The 23173-nt window shown below is 67.3% G+C and carries 21 protein-coding genes; 11 read left to right on the forward strand and 10 right to left on the reverse strand.

The window, feature by feature from the left end; all coding sequences use genetic code 11:
- Positions 1–149 precede the first annotated feature (149 nt).
- Together nucS and ACFW6D_RS30620 are read left to right on the forward strand one after the other, a co-directional pair.
- Positions 150–896, forward strand: a complete 747-nt coding sequence (nucS, locus tag ACFW6D_RS30615; RefSeq protein ID WP_379239593.1) for an endonuclease NucS — start codon at positions 150–152, stop codon at positions 894–896.
- An 11-nt stretch (positions 897–907) separates the two neighbouring features.
- The gene (locus ACFW6D_RS30620; RefSeq protein ID WP_194830080.1) at positions 908–1198 is read left to right on the forward strand and encodes an ATP/GTP-binding protein; all 291 of its coding nucleotides are present in this window, start codon (positions 908–910) and stop codon (positions 1196–1198) included.
- A gap of 104 nt (positions 1199–1302) precedes the next feature.
- Here the strand turns inward: ACFW6D_RS30620 and ACFW6D_RS30625 are convergent, their stop codons facing one another.
- Positions 1303–2298 carry a hypothetical protein gene (locus ACFW6D_RS30625; protein ID WP_084473310.1) on the reverse strand — a complete coding sequence of 332 codons (996 nt, stop codon included), beginning with the start codon at positions 2296–2298 and terminating at the stop codon, positions 1303–1305.
- An 86-nt stretch (positions 2299–2384) separates the two neighbouring features.
- Entirely contained in the window at positions 2385–2846 is a 462-nt protein-coding gene (gene mce, locus ACFW6D_RS30630; RefSeq protein ID WP_379239592.1) for a methylmalonyl-CoA epimerase, read from the reverse strand.
- Between the two features lie 112 nt (positions 2847–2958).
- Between mce and ACFW6D_RS30635 the strand changes: the two genes are divergently transcribed.
- From ACFW6D_RS30635 to ACFW6D_RS30645, 3 genes are all read left to right on the forward strand, one after another.
- Complete coding sequence (locus ACFW6D_RS30635) at positions 2959–4143, forward strand: acetyl-CoA C-acetyltransferase (protein ID WP_379239591.1); 1185 nt, start codon at positions 2959–2961, stop codon at positions 4141–4143.
- Positions 4144–4240: 97 nt separating this feature from the next.
- A complete protein-coding gene (locus ACFW6D_RS30640; protein ID WP_379333888.1) occupies positions 4241–4618 on the forward strand; it encodes a DUF3817 domain-containing protein in 378 nt (125 codons plus the stop codon).
- Positions 4619–4679: 61 nt separating this feature from the next.
- On the forward strand, positions 4680–5549 hold the full coding sequence (locus ACFW6D_RS30645) for a tetratricopeptide repeat protein (RefSeq protein ID WP_379333929.1): 870 nt from the start codon (positions 4680–4682) through the stop codon (positions 5547–5549).
- A gap of 218 nt (positions 5550–5767) precedes the next feature.
- Here ACFW6D_RS30645 and glgB read toward each other — a convergent pair whose 3' ends face one another.
- The 3 genes from glgB to ACFW6D_RS30660 form a co-directional block, all read right to left on the reverse strand.
- Positions 5768–7924, reverse strand: coding sequence for a 1,4-alpha-glucan branching protein GlgB (glgB, locus tag ACFW6D_RS30650; RefSeq protein WP_379333890.1), 2157 nt, complete (start codon positions 7922–7924; stop codon positions 5768–5770).
- Positions 7924–9924, reverse strand: a complete 2001-nt coding sequence (locus tag ACFW6D_RS30655) for a maltotransferase domain-containing protein (protein WP_379333892.1) — start codon at positions 9922–9924, stop codon at positions 7924–7926. The genes glgB and ACFW6D_RS30655 overlap by 1 nt, the downstream gene beginning before the upstream one ends.
- Positions 9925–10052: 128 nt before the next feature.
- Positions 10053–10652, reverse strand: coding sequence for a TetR/AcrR family transcriptional regulator (locus ACFW6D_RS30660; RefSeq protein WP_379333894.1), 600 nt, complete (start codon positions 10650–10652; stop codon positions 10053–10055).
- Between the two features lie 80 nt (positions 10653–10732).
- Between ACFW6D_RS30660 and ACFW6D_RS30665 the strand changes: the two genes are divergently transcribed.
- From ACFW6D_RS30665 to ACFW6D_RS30690, 6 genes are all read left to right on the forward strand, one after another.
- On the forward strand, positions 10733–11179 hold the full coding sequence (locus ACFW6D_RS30665; RefSeq protein ID WP_379333896.1) for a VOC family protein: 447 nt from the start codon (positions 10733–10735) through the stop codon (positions 11177–11179).
- 142 nt (positions 11180–11321) lie between these two features.
- The gene (glgP, locus tag ACFW6D_RS30670) at positions 11322–13892 is read left to right on the forward strand and encodes an alpha-glucan family phosphorylase (protein WP_379333898.1); all 2571 of its coding nucleotides are present in this window, start codon (positions 11322–11324) and stop codon (positions 13890–13892) included.
- A gap of 97 nt (positions 13893–13989) precedes the next feature.
- Positions 13990–15351, forward strand: a complete 1362-nt coding sequence (locus ACFW6D_RS30675) for an NCS2 family permease (protein ID WP_379333900.1) — start codon at positions 13990–13992, stop codon at positions 15349–15351.
- A gap of 63 nt (positions 15352–15414) precedes the next feature.
- Positions 15415–15828 (forward strand): hypothetical protein, encoded by a 414-nt coding sequence (locus ACFW6D_RS30680; protein ID WP_379333902.1) that lies wholly within the window; start codon positions 15415–15417, stop codon positions 15826–15828.
- A gap of 185 nt (positions 15829–16013) precedes the next feature.
- Positions 16014–16565, forward strand: coding sequence for a DoxX family protein (locus ACFW6D_RS30685; RefSeq protein ID WP_379333904.1), 552 nt, complete (start codon positions 16014–16016; stop codon positions 16563–16565).
- Positions 16566–16780: 215 nt separating this feature from the next.
- A complete protein-coding gene (locus ACFW6D_RS30690) occupies positions 16781–17590 on the forward strand; it encodes a hypothetical protein (RefSeq protein ID WP_379333905.1) in 810 nt (269 codons plus the stop codon).
- A gap of 1 nt (position 17591) precedes the next feature.
- Here the strand turns inward: ACFW6D_RS30690 and ACFW6D_RS30695 are convergent, their stop codons facing one another.
- From ACFW6D_RS30695 to ACFW6D_RS30715, 5 genes are all read right to left on the reverse strand, one after another.
- The gene (locus tag ACFW6D_RS30695) at positions 17592–18887 is read right to left on the reverse strand and encodes a glycosyltransferase 87 family protein (RefSeq protein ID WP_379333907.1); all 1296 of its coding nucleotides are present in this window, start codon (positions 18885–18887) and stop codon (positions 17592–17594) included.
- Positions 18888–19030: 143 nt separating this feature from the next.
- Positions 19031–19735 (reverse strand): hypothetical protein, encoded by a 705-nt coding sequence (locus tag ACFW6D_RS30700; RefSeq protein WP_379333909.1) that lies wholly within the window; start codon positions 19733–19735, stop codon positions 19031–19033.
- 85 nt (positions 19736–19820) lie between these two features.
- The gene (locus ACFW6D_RS30705) at positions 19821–21866 is read right to left on the reverse strand and encodes an ATP-dependent DNA helicase (protein WP_379333911.1); all 2046 of its coding nucleotides are present in this window, start codon (positions 21864–21866) and stop codon (positions 19821–19823) included.
- A gap of 55 nt (positions 21867–21921) precedes the next feature.
- Positions 21922–22458, reverse strand: a complete 537-nt coding sequence (locus ACFW6D_RS30710; protein ID WP_379333913.1) for a hypothetical protein — start codon at positions 22456–22458, stop codon at positions 21922–21924.
- 11 nt (positions 22459–22469) lie between these two features.
- Positions 22470–23024, reverse strand: coding sequence for an isochorismatase family protein (locus ACFW6D_RS30715; protein WP_379333915.1), 555 nt, complete (start codon positions 23022–23024; stop codon positions 22470–22472).
- Positions 23025–23173: the final 149 nt, after the last annotated feature.

Here is a 23173-nt window from a genome sequence, read left to right on the forward strand (position 1 = left end):
ACCCGGAAGCTAAGGCCACCTGCGCCGATGGTACTGCACTCGACAGGGTGTGGGAGAGTAGGACACTGCCGGAACATCATTGCGAAAGGCCCCCAACCATTGGTTGGGGGCCTTTTTGCGTTCCCGGGGCCTTCCCATAGAGTGCTGGGGTGCGCCTCGTCATTGCTCGTTGCCAGGTCGACTATGTCGGTCGACTGACCGCCCACCTCCCGATGGCTCGACGGCTGTTGCTGATCAAGGCCGACGGGTCGGTGCTCGTGCACTCCGACGGTGGCTCGTACAAGCCGCTGAACTGGATGAGTCCGCCGTGCTGGCTGGAGGAGCGCGATATCGCGACTCTGGAACCGCCCGCGGAGCTCCCCAAGGGTGTTCGGCCGTTGCGGGAGGGGCAGAAGGCTCAGCCGAACGAGATCAAGGCGCTGTGGGTGGTGACCAACAAGGCCGGCGAGGAACTGCGGATCTCCATCGAGGAGTTCGAGCACGATTCCTCGCACGAGCTCGGCATCGACCCCGGCCTGGTGAAGGACGGCGTCGAAGCACATCTGCAGGAACTGCTCGCCGAGCACGTGACGAAGCTCGGGGAGGGGTACACCCTGGTCCGGCGCGAGTACATGACCGCGATCGGCCCAGTGGACCTGCTGTGCCGTGACGCCGACGGCGCCTCGGTGGCGGTGGAGATCAAGCGCCGCGGTGACATCGACGGCGTCGAGCAGCTCACCCGCTATCTCGAGCTGCTCAATCGCGATCCGCTGCTGGCCCCGGTGGCCGGGGTGTTCGCGGCGCAGCAGATCAAGCCGCAGGCGAGGACGCTGGCCGAGGACCGTGGAATCCGCTGCCTCACGCTCGATTACGACGAGCTACGTGGCACGGAGAGCAACGTTTTCCGCCTCTTCTAGGAGGAAGTCGGATGCCGCGACGTAAACCACGCACCGGGCGTCCTACGGGGCCCGCACCGCTCGGTGACGTGTACGGCCGCACCGAGGACGGTCCGGGCGACGAAACCTACATCGTGCGAACGGTTCCCGGCGCCCGCGCGGTGAAGACCTATCGGTGTCCGGGCTGTGACCACGAGATCGCGGTCGGCGTCGCCCATATCGTCGCCTGGGCCGCCGAGGGCGGTGAGGACGACCGCAGACACTGGCACCAGGGTTGCTGGAACGGCAGGCGCACCCGGGGCATCACCCGCCGCTGGTCCTGACGCACAGTCGACCTGGACATCACGAAAACCGAAGGCCGCCTCGATGATTCGAGGCGGCCTTCGGTTCTTTCGTAGTGAATGTCGTTACGTGTCCGACAGACGTGCTAGTTGACGTCGGCGCTCTCGCGGTCCTCGTCGACGATGTCCTCGTCGGCGACCTCCGGGATGGCCTTGTTCTGACGCGAGCTCGACACCGACTTGTTGCCGTTGTTGCTGATCGACTTGCGCTCCGGGGTGCCGTCGAGCAGTTCGCTCTCGCGGTTGACCGCGGCGAGCATGGCGGGCACGGAATCGAGCTGACCACGGATACCGAGCAGCTGGGCCAGGACCCGGCCGCGCAGCACGCGCATCTCCTCGGCCAGTTCCTTCGCGTGCGCGATCTTGCGCTCGGAGGTCTGGGTGGCGGAGCTGATCAGGCGGTTGGACTCGTCGGTCGCGTCCTTGATCCGCTGGGCGGCCTCGGCGCGACTGGTGGCCTCGAGCTCCTCCATGGCACGGGTCAGCTTGGTACGCCGATCGTTCATGGTGGCCTCGAAGTCCTGCTGGGTGGCCTTGCGCTTGGCTTCGGCCTCCTTGCCCAGACGTTCGACATCGGCTTGGGCGGCTTCGATGATCTTGGCGGACTCGGTGCGCGCGTTCGCGAGGGTCTGCTCGAACTCGATCTCGAGCGCCTCGCGCTTCTCCTTGGTCTCCGCGAGCAGCGACTCGTACTTGCCACGCATCTCGGTGGCCTGCTGCTCGGCGATCGACACCATCTCGGCGGCCTCGGCCTGCGCGAGCGCGCGGACCTCGGACGCTTCGTCCGAGGCGAGGCGCAGCATGCGCGAGATGCGGTCGGACATGCCTTCGGCGGTGGTCGGCGGCACGGAAAGCCGGTCGACCTCCTTGCGGAGCTCGTCGATCTCGTCACGCGCATCTTCCAGCTGGCTGGCGAGATTGCGGGCCTGCGCTGCGGCAGCGTCCCGGTCGGTGGCGGTGACGCGGAGCTCAGCGTCGAAGCGGTCGAAGTAGTTGCGCACCTCGTCTTGCGCATAACCCTTGCGCACAACGGTGAAGGGCAGTGCAACGAAGCGATTGCGATCGGACTCAGGTGACGACATGGCACACAAAATACAGCCTCGAGCGAGCCTATGGAGACTCGACCGTGAATGTGATCGCGCCGAGATAAACCGACCGTACCGGTGTACTAGTGCGTAACATCCGGGTTCGGCTCGACGAGCTCGACCAGCACACCGCCAGCATCCTTCGGATGGATGAAGTTGATGCGGGAATCGGCCGTTCCGTGCCGGGGTGCTTCGTACAGCAAACGCACACCGCGTCCGCGCAGGAAGTCCGAAACCGCCTCGATATCGGTGACCCGGTAGGCCAGCTGCTGCAGTCCGGGGCCGCTACGGTCGATGAACTTGGCGATGGTCGACTCCGGGGTGAGCGGGGCGAGCAACTGCAGGGCGGTCGCGCGGTCGGCGGCGGCGGGGCACGACAGCATGGCCTCCATGACGCCCTGTGCCTCGTTCACCTCGCGGTGGGTCTCGACCATGCCGAGATTGTCGGTGTACCAGGCCACGGCGGTGTCGAGGTCGGGCACGGCGATGCCCACGTGGTCGATGGCGATGACGTAGTCGGCGGGGATGAAATTCTCGTTGGTCACCCCACGAAGCTAGCGCGTACCTGTGACCGGTTACCGTGGAGGTCAACTCCTGAACGCGTGCGGCGTCCCCGCTGTGTCCGGCGAGGTTCGACTCAATGAATGCGAGGCTTTCGTGACCACTTCTGTCATCGTGTCCGGTGCGCGTACCCCGGTCGGTCGGTTGCTCGGCGGTCTGAAGGGCTTCAAGGCCTCGGATCTTGCCGGTGTGGCGATCAAGGCGGCCCTCGAGAAGGGCGGCGTCGCGCCCGAGGCGGTCGACTACGTGATCCTCGGTCAGGTGCTGCAGGCCGGTGCGGGACAGCTGCCCGCGCGTCAGGCCGCCATCGCCGCGGGCATCCCGATGGATGTGCCGTCGATCCTGATCAACAAGGTCTGTCTGTCGGGCATCAACGCGATCGCGTTGGCCGATCAGCTGATTCGCGCCGGTGAGCACGAGATCATCGTGGCCGGTGGCATGGAGTCGATGAGCCAGACCCCGCACCTGCTGCCCAAGAGCCGCGAGGGTTTCAAGTACGGCGACACCACCCTCGTCGACCACATGGCCTACGACGGCCTGCACGACGTGATCACCGACCAGGCCATGGGCCTGCTCACCGAGGACCGCAACGACCTGGACAAGGTGAGCCGCGAGGAGCAGGACGCGCTGGCCGCGGCCTCGCACCAGCGCGCCGCCGCCGCGTGGAAGAACGGGCTGTTCGAAGACGAGGTCGTGCCGGTCGCCGTGCCGCAGCGCAAGGGTGACCCGGTCTACGTGACCGAGGACGAGGGCATTCGGGCCGACACCACCGTCGAGTCGCTGGGCAAGCTGCGTCCGGCCTTCCGCAAGGACGGCACGGTCACCGCGGGTACCGCCTCGCAGATTTCCGATGGTGCCGCTGCGGTGATCGTGATGAGCAAGGCCAAGGCAGAAGAGCTGGGGCTGGAGTGGATCGCTGAGATCGGTGCTGCGGGTCAGGTTGCTGGGCCGGATTCGACGCTGCAGGATCAGCCGGCCAATGCCATCCTCGCCGCGTGTGCGAAGGAGGGCATTACGCCTGCCGATTTGGACCTGATCGAGATCAACGAGGCGTTCGCGGCTGTCGGTGTGGCTTCGACTCGCAAGCTCGGGTACGACCCGGAGAAGGTCAATGTCAACGGTGGCGCGATCGCGATCGGGCATCCGCTCGGGATGTCCGGTGCTCGCATTCTGCTGCACCTGGCGCTGGAGTTGAAGCGTCGCGGTGGTGGCGTGGGTGCGGCGGCGCTGTGTGGTGGTGGCGGTCAGGGTGACGCGCTGATCATCCGCGTGCCTGCCTGATTTTTCGCAGACCACGAAGGCCCTGGTACTCCTCGTGAGGACCAGGGCCTTTGGTGTGGGCTATCCAACTACGTGGTGTCGTAGATCATGCTGCAGAATGGTGGGCATGGGTTTCTTCGATTTGCGGTCTACGGCCAGTCGGTTTCGGTTCTTCGCGGTGCTCGAGGCGCTGTCTTGGGTGGGGTTGCTGACCGGTATGGCGTTCAAGTACCTGCCGGCCGAGGGTAATGAGATCGGGGTGAAGATCTTCGGGCCGGTGCACGGTGGGATCTTCGTGCTGTTCGTGATCTCGGCGTTGCTGGCCTCGCGGGAGCTGAACTGGAACTGGAAGACCACGGTGTTGGCGCTGGCGTCGAGCATTCCGCCGCTGTTCACCGTGATCTTCGAGGTCTGGGCGGTGCGCACCGGTCAGCTGGGTGAGCTCAGTGCCGACGCGAGCAAGGGCGCCGCGGCAGCCTCGCCGACGGCTTCGTGACAAACTGGGAAGCGTGACTCGACCCGCTGCCCGTCGTCCTTCGCCCGTCGCTGCCGCCGCCATGTCCGGCGCGGTGGATCTGTCCGCGCTGAAGCAGCCGCCGCCCGCCGCGACCGGCGGCGCCGCTGCTCCCGGCGCGGGGAACCACACAGTCACCGAGGCGGATTTCGAAGCCAAAGTGATCCGGCGCTCGACGCAGGTGCCCGTGGTGGTCGCGCTGTTCTCGCAGCGCAGCGCGGGCAGCGTCGAGCTGGTTCGGACGCTGGAACGGTTCAACGCCGAAGACCGCGGTGTCTGGGATCTGGCCGTGATCGAGGCCGAAGCGAATATGAACATCGTCCAGGCGCTGCGCGTGCAGGGGATTCCGACGGTGATCGCGGTGGCCGGTGGGCAGCCGCTTGCCGATTTCGAAGGCGCCCAGCCCGATCCGCAGGTGCGCCAGTGGCTCGACGCGGTGATGGACGCGACCGCGGGCAAGCTCGAGGGTGACCCGGGTGCGGCCCCCGTCGAACCCGAGGTCGAGGACCCGCGCTTCGTCGACGCCGAGGACAAGCTGTCCGAAGGTGACTTCGCCGGCGCCGAGGCGGCCTACGAGGCGATCATCGCCGAGGAACCGGGCAACGAGGAAGCCAAGGCGGCCCTGCGCCAGCTGCGCTTCCTGACCAGGGCCCAGCTGCTCGACCCGGCCGTCGTGGCCACCGCCGACGCGGACCCGGCGAACCTGGACGCCGCGCTCGACGCCGCCGACATCGAGATGTTCGAGCAGCGTCCCGAGGCGGCGTTCGACCGGATCATCGCCGTCATCAAGCGCACCGCGGGCGACGACCGCACCAAGGCCCGCACTCGCCTGCTCGAGCTGTTCGAGCTGTTCGACCCGGCCGAGCCCTTCGTGATCGCGGCCCGCCGCAAGCTCGCCGCCGCGCTGTACTGATATCGACATCGAAGCCGCTCCCGCAGCAAGATCGTGGGGGCGGCTTCGATGTTTCCAGGCGCGAGACCGTTCGAACCGAGGCGATCGGCGCGGGGCTTGCCGTGCGGCCACGGATAAGGCCTGACGCGCGTCCGGCGGTTGCGGCACGAAGAAGGGCCGACACGCGCGCGCCGATAAGGATGTCCCGCCCGTAGCTGAGCGACGCGTCGGGGAAGGGATCAGTGGTTCGAGGACAGCCAGAGTGCGCTGTGGGGAGCCAGTGTGACGGTGGCCGAGGCGGGGTGGCCGTGGCTGGGGGTGTCGGTGGCGGTGACGGCGCCGAGGTTGCCGATGCCCGAACCGGCGTATTCGGAGGCGTCGGTGTTGAGGATCTCGGTCCAGGAACCGGTGTGGGGCAGGCCGATTCGGTAGTTCTCTCGGGTGGAGCCGGAGAAGTTGAACACGCAGGCCACCGCGCTGCCATCGCTGCCCCAGCGCAGGAAGGCGAAGACGTTGGCGGTGCTGTCGTCGGCTTCGATCCAGGAGTGCCCGCCGGGGGTGGCGTCCTGGGTCCACAGGGCGGGGTGGGCGGTGTAGGTGCGGTTGAGGTCGGCAACCATTGTTGAAATGCCCTGGTGGAGTGGGTTTTCCAGTTCCTGCCAGTCGAGGCCGCGGTCGTTGTCCCACTCGCGGAACTGGCCGAACTCCTGGCCCATGAACAGCAGTTGCTTGCCGGGGTGGGCCCACATGTAGGCCAGCAGGGCGCGCACGCCGCTCGCCTTGGCGAAGTCGTCGCCGGGCATGCGCGTCCACAGGGTGCCTTTGCCGTGCACGACCTCGTCGTGGCTGATCGGCAGGACGTAGTTCTCGCTCCACGCGTAGACCAGGGAGAAGGTCATCTCGTTGTGGTGCCAGCTGCGGTGGATGGGGTCGCGGCCCAGGTAGCCGAGGGTGTCGTGCATCCAGCCCATGTTCCACTTCATGGTGAAACCGAGGCCGCCGACGTCGGTGCCGCGAGTGACGCCGGGCCAGGTGGTCGACTCCTCGGCGATGGTGACCACGCCGGGATGGGCGCCGTGCACGGTGTCGTTGAGTTCCTGTAGGAAATCAACCGCTTCCAGGTTCTCCCGGCCACCGTAGATGTTCGGCTCCCAGCCGCCTTCGGGGCGGGAGTAGTCCAGGTACAGCATCGAGGCCACGGCGTCGACGCGCAGGCCGTCGATGTGGAATTCTTCGATCCAGAAGGCGGCGTTGGCGACCAGGAAGTTACGGACCTCGTTGCGTCCGAAGTCGAAAACGTAAGTGCCCCAGTCGAGTTGCTCGCCGCGGCGCGGGTCGGGATGTTCGTAGAGCGGGGTGCCGTCGAAGCGGGCCAGCGCCCATTCGTCGCGGGGGAAGTGCGCGGGAACCCAGTCGAGCAGTACGCCGATGCCTGCGTTGTGTAGGTGGTCGACGAAGTACCGGAAGTCGTCGGGGCTGCCGAAACGCGAGGTGGGGGCGTAGTACGAGGTGACCTGGTAACCCCACGATCCACCGAACGGATGCTCGGCGACGGGCAGCAGTTCGACGTGGGTGAACCCGGTCTGCTTGACGTAATCGGCGAGCTGGTGGGTCAATTCGCGGTAGTCGAGGCCGGGGCGCCACGACCCGAGGTGGATTTCGTAGGCGCTCATGGGGGAGCGGACCGCGTCGGTCTTCGCGCGCCGGTCGAGCCAGGCGCTGTCGGTCCACACATGGTCGGAGCGGGACACCACCGAGGCGGTGGCGGGCGGGACCTCGGCCGAAAAGGCAAGGGGGTCGGCGTGATCGACGACACGACCGTCGGCGCCGTGGATGCGGTACTTGTAGCGCGTGCCCGGCCCGACGCCCGGCACGAACACCTCCCACACCCCGGAACTGCCCAGCGCGCGCATCGGTGCCGAGGTGCCACTCCAGTGATCGAAATCACCGAACACGGTGACACCGCGGGCATTCGGGGCCCACACGGCGAAGGAGGTGCCGTCGACCTCGCCGTCGAGGGTGGTGTAGTGGCGGGGGTGGGCGCCGAGTACTTCCCAGAGGCGGGTGTGTCGACCCTCGCCGATGAGGTGTAGGTCGAATTCGCCGACGGTGGGCAGGAAGCGGTAGCCGTCGGCGGAGATCACGGTCTGGCCGCCGGGGTATTCGGTGCGGATGCGGTAGTCGTCGATCTGCGGGTAGGGCAGTACCGCATCGAAGATGCCGTGTCCCAACGACTTCAGTCGGTGCTCGGCGTCGCCGACCAGTACCGTGACGGTGTCGGCGTGCGGGCGCATGACGCGGACCGCGGTGCCGTCGGCGTGGGTGTGCGCGCCCAGGACGGTGTGCGGGTCGGGGTGGGTGCCCGCGGCCAGCAGCAGCAGATCGCGACGTTTCATCAGAAGGTCTCGCGGTAGGCCAGCGGTGCGCGGACGGCGGCCGGGACGTTCGGCAACGACAAGATGTGCGCGACTGCCCGTGTGGGGTCCAGGCGCACGAAATTCTGCTGGCCCCAGTGGTATTCCTCACCGCTGACCTCGTCGAAGACCACCGGATGGTCGTGCCACTCGCGGCCGATCGCGGGCAGATCCAGCGAAATATGGCCCTGCTCAGCGGCATACGGGTTCAGGTTCACAATGACCAGGACGGCGTCGCCGGTGGTCGGATCGACCTTGGAGAAGGCGATCAGCGCGTCGTTGTCGATGTGGTGGAAGTGGATGCACCGCAACTGTTGCAGCGCAGGGTGATTGCGGCGGATCTCGTTGAGGCGGGTGAGCCACGGTTCCAGCGATTCGCCGCGTGCCAGGGCGCCGGCGAAATCACGGGGACGCAGTTCGTACTTCTCCGAGTCGAGGTATTCCTCGCTGCCCTCGCGGACCGCCTCGTGTTCGAACAGCTCGAAACCGGAGTAGACGCCCCAGGTGGGCGCCATGGTGGCGGCGAGGGCGGCGCGGATGGCGAACATGCCGGGGCCGCCGTGCTGCAGGCTCTCATGGAGGATGTCCGGGGTGTTCACGAACAGGTTCGGTCTGGCCTCGTCGGCCTTGGCGGCGATCTCGTAGCCGAACTCGGTGAGTTCCCACTTGTGCACGCGCCAGGTGAAATACGTGTACGACTGGCTGAAGCCGCGCCGCGCCAGGCCGTAGAGGCGGGCCGGGCGGGTGAAGGCCTCGGACAGGAAGATCACGTCGGGATCGGTGCGGCGCAACTCGGTGATCAGCCACTCCCAGAAATCGGCGGGCTTGGTGTGCGGGTTGTCCACGCGGAAGATGGTGACGCCCAAGGAGATCCAGTGCCGGACCACGCGCAGGACCTCGGCGTAGATGCCGTCGGGGTCGTTGTCGAAGTTGACCGGGTAGATGTCCTGGTACTTCTTCGGCGGGTTCTCGGCGTAGGCGATGGTGCCGTCGGGCAGGGTGGTGAACCACTCCGGGTGGGCGGCGACCCAGGGGTGGTCGGGGGCGCACTGCAGGGCCAGGTCGATGGCGACGTCGAGGCCGAGAGCCGTTGCCTCGGCGACGAATTCGGTGAAATCCTGTTCCGTGCCCAGTAGTGGGTTCACGGCATCGTGGCCGCCGTCCGCCGAACCGATGGCCCACGGGGAGCCGACATCGCCGGGTTCGGTGGTGAGAGTGTTGTTGCGGCCCTTGCGATTCACCGCGCCGACCGGATGGATCGGGGGGAGATAGACGACGTCGAAACCCATGCCCGCGATCCGGGGGAGTTCGCGGGCGGCGGTGGCGAAGGTGCCGTGGACGGGCGCGCCGTCGGCGTCGCGGCCGCCGGTGGAGCGGGGGAAGAATTCGTACCAGGAACCGACCAGGGCGCGGCGGCGTTCGACCAGGACCGAGAACTGGGTGCCACGGGTGACCATCTCGCGCAGCGGGGTGGCGCGCAGGATCTCGGCGACCTCCTCGGAGAACGCGGGGGCTACGCGGGCCGGGAGTTGTTCGTCGCTACGCAGGGCGGTGGCGGCGGCGCGCAGGCGTTCGAACTGCTTCTTCGGAACGGCCTGGGCGGCGCGTTCGAACAGGAGGGCGCCGGTCTCGAGGTCGTTGGCGAGGTCGGTGGCGGTTTGGCCGACGGACAGTTTCGCTTCGACCGCGCTTCGCCAGGTGGCGATGGGGTCGCTCCAACCTTCGATGCGGTAGGTCCACACACCGGGGATATGGGGGGTGAAGATCGCGTTGAAGACGTCGGGCTGATAGTCGGGCGACATCCGGATGCGGGTGATCCGGGAGGAACCGGGGGCGCGGACCGCCAGGGTGGCAGCTACCGCGTCGTGGCCCTCGCGCCACACGACGGCACGGACGGGGAACACCTCGCCGACTGCGGCTTTGGCCGGGCGGCCGCCGGGGATGGACGGGGCGATGTCATCGATAGCAATCCGGCCGGTCACTCGGCCAACTTACCCGCCTCCCCGCGTATTTTGCGTGCCGTCCGGTAGCTCGACGGCATGTTTTCGGTCTTGCGTCAGGTGCGTGTGGAGGACGAGGTGGTGGGGGCGTGACCCATGTTCTCCCGTGATCAGTGGGTTGCGGAGCCGCGTAGGCCCGTTATCAGGCGGTTGAGGGCGGCGATGGTGTCGGGCAGGGCGTTGGGGTCGGTGGTGGTGGCCAGCCAGAGCGCGGCTTCGTTCATCGCACCGGAGAGCAGTTGGGTGAGGGGGGCGACCGGTTGTCGGGGGAGTACGCCGGTGTCGACGAGGGATTGCAGGGCTTCGTGGAGGTGGCGGGCCGAATTGGCTTCGTCCATGGCGCGCCACTCGTGCCAGCCGAGGACGGCGGGGCCGTCGATCAGCAGGATCCGCTGGATCAGGGGATCGGCGCAGGCGCGCAGGAAGGCGGTGCAGCCGGTGGTGAGCTGGGTCCATGGGTCAGGTTCTGTGTCCGCGGCGGCGGCCACCTGCGCGCCGACCTCCTCCTGTACCTCGGTCAGGACAGCGCGGAACAGGTCGGTCTTGCTGTCGAAGTGGTGGTACAGCGCGCCCTTGGTGACCCCGGCCGCTGTCACGATCTCCGATAACCCAACGGCGGCATAGCCTTTCGCGGCGAACAGGGTCCGTGTCTCGTGCAGCAGGACCCGCCGCGTTTCCTCGCGCTGCCGTGTCCGCGCCGTCTCTGTCATCGCCGTCCTCCCCATTGACCTACCGCTGGTATGTGAACTATCGTACGATACATACCATCGGTATGTGAAAGGTGAAAAGCATGAAACTCAGCAGCTTCTACCCCGTACTCGCCACCACCCGAATCGCGGAATCGCGCGACTTCTACACGAGCTGGTTCGGCTTCGAGATCGTCTTCGAGGCGGATTGGTACGTGAGCCTGCGACGGCCGGGCGCCGACGGCGAGCCGGCCTATGAACTGGCACTGCTCGACCCCACGCACCCCACGATCCCGACCGGCTTCGGCAAACCGGTCCAGGGCCTCGTGCTCAACTTCGAGGTCGACGATGTCGACGCCGAGTGGGATCGACTCGTGAAATCCGGCGGCCTGCACCCCGAACTCGACCTGCGCACCGAGGACTTCGGCCAGCGCCACTTCATCCTCGCCGACCCCGCCGGCGTCCTGATCGACGTGATCACGGAAGTCCCACCCAGCCCCGAGTTCGCCGCCTATTCCGCCTCCCCGAGTATTCAGCGGGTCTCCCGGTAGCTCGACCGTTGGCAGTCGGGCCCGCGTCGGGTATGGGTCGGCTGGGAGGTTCTTGGGGAGTTACCCATGTTCATGCGTGATCAGCGGGTTTCGGCTCATGATGGCCGGGCCGCCCTGGGCCGACCGGGGTACTCTCTGGCGGGTGAAGGCACTTCGTCGGTTCACTGTCCGTGCTCATCTGCCGGAGCGGCTCGCCGCGCTGGGTGAGTTGTCGACCAATCTGCGGTGGTCCTGGCACGGCCCGACGCAGGATCTGTTCGCTGACCTCGACCCGGAGTTGTGGCGCGAGGTCGGTCAGGATCCGGTGCGGATGCTGGGGGAGGTGCCTGCCGAGCGGCTCGACGAGCTCGCCGCCGACTCCGAGTACCTCGCGCGCGTCGACGGGGCCGCCGCCGGTTTGCAGGATTATCTGACCCGGCCGCGCTGGTTCCAGGAGCAGACCGGCACCGATATCGCGGGAATCGCGTACTTCTCGATGGAGTTCGGGGTCACCGAGGTGCTGCCGAACTATTCGGGTGGTCTCGGCATTCTCGCCGGTGATCATCTCAAGGCCGCCTCGGATCTGGGTTTGCCGCTGATCGGCGTCGGGCTGCTGTATCGCTCGGGGTATTTCCGGCAGTCGCTGTCGGCCGACGGCTGGCAGATGGAGCACTACCCGGCGCTCGACCCGCAGGGTCTGCCGCTGCGGCTGCTCACCAGTGACGGGTCGCCGGTGCTCATCCACGTCGGCATGCCGGAAGGGCGGGTGCTGCGCGCGCGAGTGTGGATCGCGCAGGTGGGCCGAATTCCGTTGCTGCTGCTCGATTCCGATATCGCCGAGAACGATCCCGAGCTGCGCGCCGTCACCGACCGGCTCTACGGCGGCGACCAGGATCACCGCATCAAGCAGGAGATCCTGGCGGGCATCGGCGGGGTTCGCGCGGTGCGCGCCTACACCCGTGCCAACGGCCTGCCCGATCCCGATGTCTTCCACATGAACGAGGGCCACGCGGGCTTCCTCGGCGTCGAGCGCATGCGTGAATTCATTGCGGGCGGACTGGATTTCGAGACCGCACTCGCCGCGGTGCGGGCCGGTACCGTCTTCACCACGCACACCCCGGTCCCCGCAGGCATCGACCGGTTCCCGATGTCGTTGGTGCGCAGGTACTTCGGTGGTTCGCACGGTGAGTCCGAATCCGCCTTGCTGCCAGGGCTTTCCGTCGACCGCATTCTGGCGTTCGGCCGGGAGGGTGACCCCTCGGTGTTCAATATGGCGCACATGGGGCTGCGAATGGCTCAGCGCGCCAACGGTGTATCGAAGTTGCACGGCGAAGTGAGCCGGGAGATGTTCGCGGCGCTGTGGCCGGGATTCGACGCGGCCGAGGTGCCGATCGGGTCGGTCACCAACGGCGTGCACGCCCCGACCTGGGCCGCGCGGGAATGGATCGACAAGGCGCGTGAGCTCGTCGGCCCGGAACTGGTCGAGGAGGCGCGGGGCTGGGAGAAGCTCAGCAACGTCGACCTCGGACAGCTGTGGTCGACGCGAAACACGTTGCGCGGCGTGCTGATCGACGAAGTGCGGCGCAGGCTGCGCGATTCCTGGCGACAGCGCGGCGCCGCCGACGCCGAACTCGGCTGGATCGACGACGTCTTCGATCCGAACGTGCTCACCATCGGTTTCGCTCGCCGCGTCCCCACCTACAAGCGGCTCACTCTCATGCTGCGCGACCCCGAACGTCTGCGCGCACTGCTGCTCGACCCCGAACGTCCGGTGCAGCTGGTGGTCGCGGGCAAGAGCCACCCCGCCGACGACGGCGGCAAGGCGCTGATCCAGCAGGTCGTGCGGTTCGCCGACGATCCCGAGGTGCGTCATCGCATCGTCTTCCTGCCCGACTACGACATGTCGATGGCCCGCTACCTGTACTGGGGTTGCGATGTGTGGCTGAACAATCCGCTGCGCCCGCTCGAGGCGTGCGGTACCTCGGGGATGAAGTCCGCGCTCAACGGTGGCCTCAATCTGTCCATCCGCGACGGCTGGTGGGACGAGATGTTCGACGGCGAGAACGGCTGGGCCATCCCCACCGCCGACGGCGTCCGCGACGAGACTCGCCGCGACGACCTCGAGGCCTCGGCGCTCTACGAACTCGTCGAACGCACCGTCGCGCCCCGCTTCTACGACCGTGACGCCGCCGACGTGCCGGTGCGCTGGACCGAGATGGTGCGCCACACCCTGCAGACCACCAGCCCCAAAGTTCTGGCCTCGCGGATGGTGCGCGACTACGCCGAGAAGTACTACGGGCCCGCCGCCGCCGCGTTCGGTCGCGCCGCCGCCGACAAATTCGCGGGCGCCACGGAGGTCGCCGAGTACCGCAGGCGCATCGACGCCGCGTGGCCGTCGGTGCGGATCGCGCAGGTGGACAGCTCCGGCCTGCCCGACACCCCGGTGATCGGCGCGGAACTGGCACTGCACGCGCGGATCGATCTCGGTGGGCTCGCCCCGTCGGACGTGGTGGTGCAGGCGGTGCTCGGCCGGGTCTCGCCGACCGACGACCTGTCCGACACCACCACCGTCGAGATGAGTCACACCGGCTCCGACGACGGCGTCGAGCTGTATTCGATCCAGGCACCGGTACCGCTGTCAGGGGCAGTCGGCTACACGGTTCGGGTGCTGCCGCACAACGAATTGCTCGCCTCTGACGCCGAACTGGGGTTGGTGGCCGTCGCGGGCGCGTAACGGTACACGTGACACGTGTGCCGGGTTATTGGGTCGAGTGAACTTTCCGCTACCGTTCCGGGGCAATCTTTCTTCTTGAATCCCGGACTGGAGAGTCATGGCCAGCGATGTCGTCACCCGCGCCCGAGGGCGCATCGACGGATACTTCGGTGTCTCGTCGAGTGGGTCCACCTTCAAGCGCGAGGCGATGGCGGGCACGGTCACGTTCCTGGCGATGTCGTATGTGCTGGCGGTGAACCCGTCGATCCTCGGCGACGAGGGCGCCCTCGGCGACAAGGGCATCCCGATGCAGGCGGTGTTCACCGCCACCGCCGTCGCCGCGGTGTTCGGCACGCTCGTCATGGGCCTGTGGGCCAACTATCCGATCGCGCTCGCGCCGGGCATGGGCCTCAACGCGTTCTTCGCGTACACGGTGGTGCTCAGCATGGGTATCCCGTGGCAGGTTGCCCTGTCGGGGACGTTGCTCTCGGGCATCATCTTCTTCATTCTGGCGATCACGAAGGTCCGCGAGCGGATCCTCAACGCGATCCCGTTGCAGATGAAATTCGCGGTCGGCGCGGGTATCGGTTTGTTCGTGGCGTTCCTCGGGTTGAAGAACGCGGGCATCGTCGTCAACAGTGACGCGACGCTGGTCACCCTCGGTGATTTCCACAAGGGCACCACGCTGCTGGCCATGTTCGGCCTGATCCTGACCGTGATCTTCCTGGTGATCGGCTGGCACGGCGCGGTGCTCTACGGCATCGTCGCCACCACGATCGTGGGCATGGTGACCGGTCTGGTCGGGTTGCCTGACGGGATCGCCGCGATGCCGGAGGGCCTCGACCAGACCTTCGGCCAGGCGATCATCCACCTGCCGGACGCGTTCACCGGACAGATGATCGTCGTGGTGCTGACCATGCTGTTCGTCGACTTCTTCGACGCCTCCGGCACGCTGATCGGCGTCGCCAATCAGGCCGGTCTGCTGAACAAGGACGGCACGCTGCCCCGCGCGGCGAGCGCGATGGCCGCCGACTCGGTGGGCACGACCGCTGGCGCGATCATCGGCACCTCGACCACCACGGCCTATGTCGAATCGACGGCGGGTGTGTCGGCGGGTGGTCGAACGGGATTGACGGCGGTCACCACGGCGGGCTGGTTCCTGATCGCGATGTTCTGCTATCCGATCTTCGCTGTCGTCGCTGGATCGGCGGAGATCACCTCGGCCGCGTTGATCGTGGTCGGCATTCTGATGGCGCGTTCGCTGGGTGATATCGACTGGCAGAAGTACGAATACTCGATACCGGCGTTCATCACCGTCATCATGATGCCGCTGACGTATTCGATCGCCAACGGCCTGGCCATGGGCATGATCTTCTATCCGATCGTCATGGTCGCCAGGGGTCGCGTCAAGGAAGTGCATCCGGCCATGTGGGCGTTGATGGTGCTGTTCCTCGCGTACTTCTTCTTCCTGGTCGAATAGACATTCTCGGCATAGGTATGTCTATACTCAGCCTAGGCTTACCTAATAAGAGGAGATCTACCCATGAAGCGCTCGTTCGTTGCCGCGTCGATGGCGGTTGCCACCATCTTCGCGCCGATCACCGCCGCTGTCGTCGCCACCGCGCCCGCCGCGATCGCCGCCCCGGCCACGCCGTCGGCCGGTGAGCTCTACGGCAAGCTGCAGTCGGCCATGAACGGGTCGGCGGCCGAGCTCGAGTCGGGCGACGCCAGCGGCATGGCGGTCGTGAACCAGACCGTCAACCGGATCCCGGGCTACAGCTGGGACATCTCCGGCCCGGTCACCGTGGAGGGCAACACCCTGTCGGCCACGCTGAACAGCCGCCTCGGTGACTACACCTTCCCGATCCCGGTGACCTGGGTCGACGTCGACGGCACCTGGAAGCTGTCGCAGGAGTCCGAGGAGACGCTGATCTCGTACGCCACCATGGCGTGGTGACTTAGGTTTTTCGAGCAGGGCCGTCCCGGTGGGGCGGCCCTTTTCGGTTTTCTGTGATCGGGATCACGGAACTGCCGGGGATGGCGTGAAATAGTGGCAACGGACTCAGGGTTGTGTTCGAGGAAGGCAATCGGACCATGGTCCGTTTGCGGGAGATTTCGAATCGCAGATGAGGATTGTGCACGATGACCGATACCGCTACCCGCATCACTCCTACCGCCTCCACCGCCGACCAGACCACCGCCACCGGCATCGGCCTGCTGGTGCTGCGCATCGGCTTCGGTGGCCTGATGGCGGCCTACGGCACCCAGAAGCTGTTCGGCTGGTTCAACGGCCAGGGCTGGCAGGGCACTGTCGACGGCTTCACCGCAATGGGTTACAACCCCGGCGAGATCTTCGGCCCCCTGGCCGGGTTGAGCGAACTGGTCGGTGGGCTGCTGCTGGTGTTCGGGTTGTTCACGCCGTTGGCCGGCGCGATCGTGCTCGGGACGATGATCAACGCCATCAATGTGCTGTGGAGCGGTGGGCTGTTCCCGGCGGATCCGTCGGTGCAGGGGTATTCGACACCGCTGCTGTTCGCGCTGGTCGCGGCGGCTTTGGCATTCACCGGGCCCGGGCGTTTTTCGCTCGATGCCGGGCGCCCGTGGGAGCGTTCGGGTGTGGTGTGGGGCGGCGGCGCCGTGGTGGTTGCCGTCGTGGCCGCGGTGGTGACGTTGATCTTCAAGTCAGTGCTCTGATCTGATCCAGCGGAGTTTGTCGCGAGGGCGGCGCGGTGGCCGGTATTCGGTTGTCGCGCCGACTCTTTCGTGTCGGGTCGAGCCCATTCGTCATTCGCCGTATGTCCGTGGTTCCACCGAGTGTGCGCAGGTGTCGGTAGCAGCGATTAACCTCGTGGCGGCGCCTGTTGTCGGCGGCGTCGCGCAATGTCCGCGGATGGAAGAGGAGAGCTGGGATGAAGGCTTACGACCTGGGGTTCGGGGACTCGGCGGACAAACTGGCCGAGACGCCCGACGGTGAACCGTTGGCTCTGGCGGCGCCGGTGCGTTCGGGGTGGATCGGCAGTGAGGGCCCTGCCATCGACCCGGCCACCTGGCCGCGCGGACCCGTGACCGGCCTGCCGATGATGCACGCGCTCACCCTGCGCCTGCCCGCCGATTTCCAGCGCAAAGGGCCCGGGTTCCCCGCCATCGCGCTGTTCCAGGGGGAGGGCCAGTTCGCCGGTACCGACGCGGTCGAGGCCGACGCGGCATCCGACGACCCGCTGGCCCGCGATCTGGTCGCGACCGAGCTGCACCCGAAGCTGCAGATCATGCACGACGAGATCGGCGGCGCTTTCGCCCTGATCTGGCTCACCGAAAAGGAATTCGCCGGCGGGCCCGTCGCCCCGCCCGCGGATGTCCGTGCGCCCGGTTCGCCGTCGGCCGGCGATGAGGGCTGTAATGCCTGGGACGACGTGCACCCCACGGTCGGCGTCTGGCTCGCCGAGCGCACCGCCGACCCCAATGTCGGCATCCCGCCGGTCGAATACGAGCCCAACACCAAGTATCAGGACCCGCTCACCGACGATGCGGGCTGGACCACCTGGGCCGAACCGCTCTTCGGCCGCTCCCACCTCGGCGGCACCGCTTTTCCTGTCCAGGCTCTGCCCGAGGGTTTGACCCCGTACTACCTGGAGATCGAAGAGGTCTCCGGCATGAACTTCGGCGGCGGCAACGCCCAACTCGACTTGGAGTCGGGCGTTTTCGATTGGTCCTGCGGGTAGATCAGTTCAGCATGGCCGGACGGTCGTCGTCGGGGTGCGGGGCGACGACGGTCCGGGGTTCGGTTGAGAGTTGCTGGGGGAGAGCGATATTCGGCTCGATGGGCGGCGGGGGGAGTTTGCGCGTGCGAATGTGCACGGCGATGCCTGCGAGCGTGATCAAGTAGATGATCACGTAGATGTTCATCAGGACCTGGTGTGCAGGCCACCACGGGGGGAGCAGGAAGGTGCCCACGCTGACCCAGGTGGGGGTGTACTGGTAGGTCCAGGCGGCGATGGCCAGGTAGAGAGCGGCCGCGGCGAGCCACCAGGGGGCGCGGGTCTGGGCGCGGTGGATCAGGTAGACGAGCAGCGGGACGAACCAAACCCAGTGGTGGCCCCAGGAATACGGCGAAACGGCGCAGGCGGTGAGACCGCCGAGGGTCACCGAGAGCAGGGGTTCGCCACGGCGGACCAGGACCGCGGCCAGCCACAGCGCGACCAGCGCGATCGGCACGGCGATCAGCAGCCACAACCACACCGGCGCGGGGCCGTGCATGAGGTGGGCGATAGCGCCGCGCAGCGACTGGTTCGAGGGGTGGACGTCGGGGGCGATCCGGCCGGACTGGAAGAACGTCGAAGTCCAGTACTGGTAGGAATCGCTGGGCAGCACGAGCGCGGTCAGGCCGATCGTCGCCATGAACGTGAGCGCGGCGGTCGCGGCCGCACGCCACTGCCGTTGGGCGAGATACTGCGCGATGAAGTACAGCGGGGTCAGCTTGATGCCCGCGGCGATACCGACACCGATACCGCGCAACTTGCTGTGCTCGGCGCGCGAGAAGTCCCACAGCACCACCAGCATCAGCACCAGATTGATCTGCCCGTAGTACAGCGTGGTGCGCACCGGTTCGGCGAACGTGCAGGCCAGGGTGAGCAGTACGCTGACGGCGACCAGTTTCGCGGTGACGCGGTAGCCGAGCATCCGAAAGCTCTGCAGCACAACGCCGAACAGCACCAGCAGGTTCAGGACCATCCATGTCGTGGTCACATGCGCCCACGGCACCAGCAGCAACGGCAGGAACACCAGCGCCGAGAACGGTGTGTAGGTGTAGAGCAGGCCGTAGTGCGTCGGCTCGAGGTAGAGCGCGCGTTCGTGCACCACCCGCCAGCCACCGTCGCGGTAGATGTGCACGTCGAGTCCGCCGACGAGAATCCCGCCGCTGTCCATCCAGGGATTCATTGTGGTGAACAGCAGCGTCACGCCTAAGGCGGCGGTGCCGAGTAGCAGAAGGAGCGTCAGGGTCGTGCGCGGCAGTGCCACGCCTCGCGATCTCTCCGCCACGGCCGTACTACCGGCCGGCCCGCATCGTATGCACGACTAAGAACCTACCGCGCCGGGTCGAGGCGGTTCGTCAGTGGTTCGACATTGGTAGGAAAACGACATGATCGCGGGCCCGGCCGCCGTCAGGCCGCTGTGCGCAGGGTGAGCATGGTGTCGGCGCCGTGGTGGAACTCGTAGCCGGTCTTGCGCAGTGAGGTTTCGATGCCCTTGTCGTGCAGTTCCGTGCGCAGGTGGGTGACGAGATCGTCGAGGGGTGCGCCGGTGTAGTCCAGGAGCGGGTAGACGCGGGTTTCGACAGTGGCGACGCGGGACAGTTCGAGCAGGGCGGCCAGGTGGAAATCGGCGTCGAGTCGATCGGCGTAGCTGAACAGCAAGTGCGAGCTCAGCGCCAGATCGAATGCGTCGTCGGGGCAGGGGAGCGAGGGTAAGGAACCCGCCAGGTAGCGGTGCGGTGCGGCGCGTACGTCGTCGGCGAAACGGGCGGCGGCGCCGCGGCGGATCGCGGCGTGCTCGGCGGTGGAGCCGTACCAGTCCCAGCGGTAGCGGTCGGCGTGGGCGTGCGCCCAGGCCACGGCGCGTTCGGTTTCGGGGGTGGCGCGGGCGGCCAACTCGATCGGCGGGGTGGCATAGATGGGGTCGATCGCGATGACCTCGGCGCCCACCGCGCTCGCCTCGGCCGCGAAACTCGCTGCGCCACCGGGACAATCGAGAATCCGGCGCCCGGAGAGATCATCGTCGGACAGATGGAACATCGCGCGGTACTCGGCCAAAGATCTTGCGCTGACCAGAAATTCGCCGAGTACCTCGCCATCGGCGTGGTGCATCATCACCACACGCTCTCACGAGTTGCGTTCGCACGCTCGCTGATTCACGAGTGTGGTCATCCGGATTGCACGACTCGATCTGTTGCGCTCAGGCGGTGTCGGTGAGTCGGCGCAATGCCTTGGCAACCACCTCGGGGTCGCTGGTCTCCCAGTACGGGGGCAGCGAAGCGCGCAGGTAGCTGCCATAACGGGCGGTGGCAAGGCGCGAATCGAGGATGGCGACCACGCCGCGATCGTCGACGCTGCGCAGCAACCGGCCGGTGCCCTGCGCCAGCAACAGTGCGGCGTGATTGGCGGCCACGGTCATGAAACCGTTGCCGCCGCGCGACTCGACCGCGCGCTGGCGAGCGGTGAGCAGCGGATCGTCGGGCCGGGGGAACGGAATGCGGTCCAGGATAACGAGACTCAGCGACGGGCCGGGCACATCGACGCCCTGCCAGAGGGTGAGGGTGCCGAACAGGGAGGTGGCCGGGTCGTCGGCGAACTTGCGCACCAGCGCGCCCATCGAATCGTCACCCTGGCACAGCACCGGGGTGTCGAGCCGTTCGCGCAGCGCCTCGGTGGCGGCCTTGGCGGCGCGCATCGAGGAGAACAGGCCGAGCGTGCGGCCACCGGCGGCGGTGATGAGCTGTTCGATCTCGTCGAGATAGGCGGGGGAGAGGCCGTCTCGGCCGGGGGCGGGCAGGTGTTTGGCGACGTAGAGGATGCCGGACTTGGCATGGTCGAACGGGGAACCGACATCGAGGGCGTTCCAGCGCACCGATTCCAGGTCGGCTGGTGCGGTGGCGCCGTTGGCCATGGCCGGGTCGACCTTGCCGCCCGACTGCGATGGCAGACCCCAGGTGATCGCGAGCCCGTCGAACGAGCCGCCGATCTGCAGGGTGGCCGAGGTGAGCACGACGGTCGCGGTGCCGAAGAGTCTGCTGCGCAGCAGGCCGCCGACCGAGAGCGGTGCCATGCGCAGGGTGCGGCGGGCCACGCCGCGCATTTCGTCGGCCGAGAGCCAGATGACATCGCGGCGGGCGGCCGGGTCGGCCTCCTCGAACGCGGTCAGCGCGCGGACCGCGGCGTCGTGCACGTCATCGATGGCGGCCACGGCCATGGTGCGGGCGGCGGCGTTGTCGGGGTCGTCCTGGGTTTTGACGCTGCCCGTCGGTGCGATGGCGGTGCGCGCGTTCCAGGCGGCGTCGCGGACCAGGGCGAGCACGGGGGCGATGCCGTCGGGCATCTGGTCCCAGCGGCCGGGCGGCAGGTCTTCGAGGGCTTGGTGGAAGGCCTCGGCGGCGCCTTCGAGTCGGTCGACTTCGCGTTCGTCGATCAGTTTGGTGCAGCGACGGGCGGCGGCGCTGATCGCGGTCGCGGCCAGTTCGGCGGTGGCGACGCCGGTGACGCGGTCGACCAGTTCGTGCGCCTCGTCGATCACAACCACATCGTGCTCGGGCAGGATCTGGATGCCGCTGATGGCGTCGATGGCCAGCAGTGCGTGGTTGGTCACCACCACGTCGGCTTGGGCCGATTCCGCGCGGGCCTTCTCGGCGAAGCAGTCCTGGCCGAACTGGCAGCGGGACTTGCCGAGGCATTCGCGCGAACCGACGCTCACCTGGCGCCAGGCGCGGTCGGTGACGCCGGGGGCGAGTTCGTCGCGGTCGCCGGTTTCGGTGTCGGAGGCCCATTCGTTGAGGCGCTGGACTTCGCGGCCGAGGCGGGAGATGGCGAAGGCGTCGAACAGTTCGGCCTCGCCGCCGGTGTCTTCCGGGATGACGCTGTTGATCTTGTTCAGGCACAGATAGTTGTTGCGGCCCTTGAGGATCGCGAACTGGGGTGCGCGGCCGAGTGGTTTGGTGAGCGCTTCGGCCAGGCGCGGCAGATCGCGGTCGACGAGCTGGCGTTGTAGGGCGATCGTCGCGGTGGAAACCACCACGGTGCGCCCGGTGCGGACCGCGTGGCGCAGGCTCGGGATGAGGTAGGCCAGCGACTTGCCGGTGCCGGTGCCCGCCTGGACCGCTAGGTGTTCCTTGGTGTCGATCGCGTGGTCGACCGCGGTGGCCATGGTGGTCTGACCCGTGCGTTCCTTGCCGCCGAGGGCATGCACGGCGGTGACGAGCAGGTCGGCGACGGGAGGAAGTTCGGGCACGCTGGCAGCTTATCCGCACCCTCGGACAGGTTTGCCCGAGCTGCGGCGAGCCCGGTCAGGACTCGCGGACGAAGTCGTCGAGGTGGTCTCGGATGTAGTCGAGGACTCGTTGTTCGAAGTCTTGGGGTTCGTTGATGTCGTAGATTTCGTCGGGGTCTTCGGCGCGGTCGCCGGTGGGGCGGCGGATCTGGTCGGGGGTGGCGAGGGTGCGGTGTTCGTCTTCCCAGAAGCGGTCCAGGTCGTCATCGGGGGAGCTCAGGGAGGCGTCGCGGGCGGCGATGATGGCGGCGGCGGCCAGTTGGGGCATGCCTGCGGCGCGGAGAGCTCTGGTGGCCCAGGGGAGTTCGCTGCGGCGGGTTTTCAGGTAACCGGAGAAGCCGGTGTCGAGGACGGTGGTGTGCAGGCTCGACAGGGCCAGTAGGTGGGCGAAGGCGGGCGGGAGTTTGCCGAAGGCGCCGATGCCGAGGCGGTGGAGGTCGTCGGTGGCGGGGTTGGACCAGAAGACGGTGTCGGCGGCGTCGTGGATGCTGTCGGTCTCGGCGAGTGCCTTCGTCAGGGCGGGTCGGGTGTGCGCCGGGAATCGATAGTCCATGGGGCAAGTATTCAGGGGCGCAAGCGCACGCCCGCATCGCGGAGGGTGGTCAGGGCGGTTTCGGTGGTTTCCGGGGAGACACCTGCGGTGAGGTCGAGCAGGACGGTGGTGTCGAAGCCGGCTTCGACGGCGTCCAGTGCGGTGGCTCGGACGCAGTGGTCGGTGGCGATGCCGACCACGTCCACGGCATCGATATCGTGGGCGCGCAGCCAGTTGGTGAGGGTGGTGCGGTCGGCGGCCGCGCCTTCGAAACCGGAATAGGCGGCGGTGTATTCGCCCTTGGAGAAGGTCTCCTGGACGGTCGAAGTGTCGAGGGCCGGGTGGAAATCGGCGCCGGGGGTGCCCACTCGGCAGTGCGGCGGCCAGGAGTCGACGTAGTCGGGTTCGCTGGAGAAGTGCGGGCCGGGGTCGATGTGCCAGTCGCGGGTGGCCACTACCGCGTCGTACTGCTCGGCGGCGACGAAGTCGGTGATCGCGGCCGCTACCGCCGCGCCACCTGCCACCGCGAGGGAGCCGCCCTCGCAGAAGTCGTTCTGTACGTCCACGATGATCAGACCGCGTCCCATGTCATCCTCCAGCTCGTTCGACCGCACCATTCTCCGCCGCGCGACGCTCAGCGGCTACCCGGTCCGGCAAGATGGCAGCTCGGGCGCCTGTTCAGCGACGAGCCGTCGGCACAGCGGCCCGCAGCTCAGCGGCCGGCAGCCACGGCTGA

Origin of the sequence: Nocardia sp. NPDC058705 (genome assembly GCF_042749305.1) — a bacterium.
Taxonomy (GTDB): Bacteria; Actinomycetota; Actinomycetes; order Mycobacteriales; family Mycobacteriaceae; genus Nocardia.

Bases quoted from the DNA above. Each gene is read 5' to 3' on its own strand.
- ACFW6D_RS30620 (WP_194830080.1), top strand. From the start codon at position 908: ATGCCGCGACGTAAACCACGCACCGGGCGTCCTACGGGGCCCGCACCG.
- ACFW6D_RS30625 (WP_084473310.1), bottom strand. From the start codon at position 2,298: ATGTCGTCACCTGAGTCCGATCGCAATCGCTTCGTTGCACTGCCCTTC.
- ACFW6D_RS30640 (WP_379333888.1), top strand. From the start codon at position 4,241: ATGGTGGGCATGGGTTTCTTCGATTTGCGGTCTACGGCCAGTCGGTTT.
- ACFW6D_RS30645 (WP_379333929.1), top strand. From the start codon at position 4,680: ATGTCCGGCGCGGTGGATCTGTCCGCGCTGAAGCAGCCGCCGCCCGCC.
- glgB (WP_379333890.1), bottom strand. From the start codon at position 7,924: ATGAAACGTCGCGATCTGCTGCTGCTGGCCGCGGGCACCCACCCCGAC.
- ACFW6D_RS30660 (WP_379333894.1), bottom strand. From the start codon at position 10,652: ATGACAGAGACGGCGCGGACACGGCAGCGCGAGGAAACGCGGCGGGTC.
- ACFW6D_RS30665 (WP_379333896.1), top strand. From the start codon at position 10,733: ATGAAACTCAGCAGCTTCTACCCCGTACTCGCCACCACCCGAATCGCG.
- ACFW6D_RS30675 (WP_379333900.1), top strand. From the start codon at position 13,990: ATGGCCAGCGATGTCGTCACCCGCGCCCGAGGGCGCATCGACGGATAC.
- ACFW6D_RS30680 (WP_379333902.1), top strand. From the start codon at position 15,415: ATGAAGCGCTCGTTCGTTGCCGCGTCGATGGCGGTTGCCACCATCTTC.
- ACFW6D_RS30685 (WP_379333904.1), top strand. From the start codon at position 16,014: ATGACCGATACCGCTACCCGCATCACTCCTACCGCCTCCACCGCCGAC.
- ACFW6D_RS30690 (WP_379333905.1), top strand. From the start codon at position 16,781: ATGAAGGCTTACGACCTGGGGTTCGGGGACTCGGCGGACAAACTGGCC.
- ACFW6D_RS30700 (WP_379333909.1), bottom strand. From the start codon at position 19,735: ATGATGCACCACGCCGATGGCGAGGTACTCGGCGAATTTCTGGTCAGC.
- ACFW6D_RS30710 (WP_379333913.1), bottom strand. From the start codon at position 22,458: ATGGACTATCGATTCCCGGCGCACACCCGACCCGCCCTGACGAAGGCA.
- ACFW6D_RS30715 (WP_379333915.1), bottom strand. From the start codon at position 23,024: ATGGGACGCGGTCTGATCATCGTGGACGTACAGAACGACTTCTGCGAG.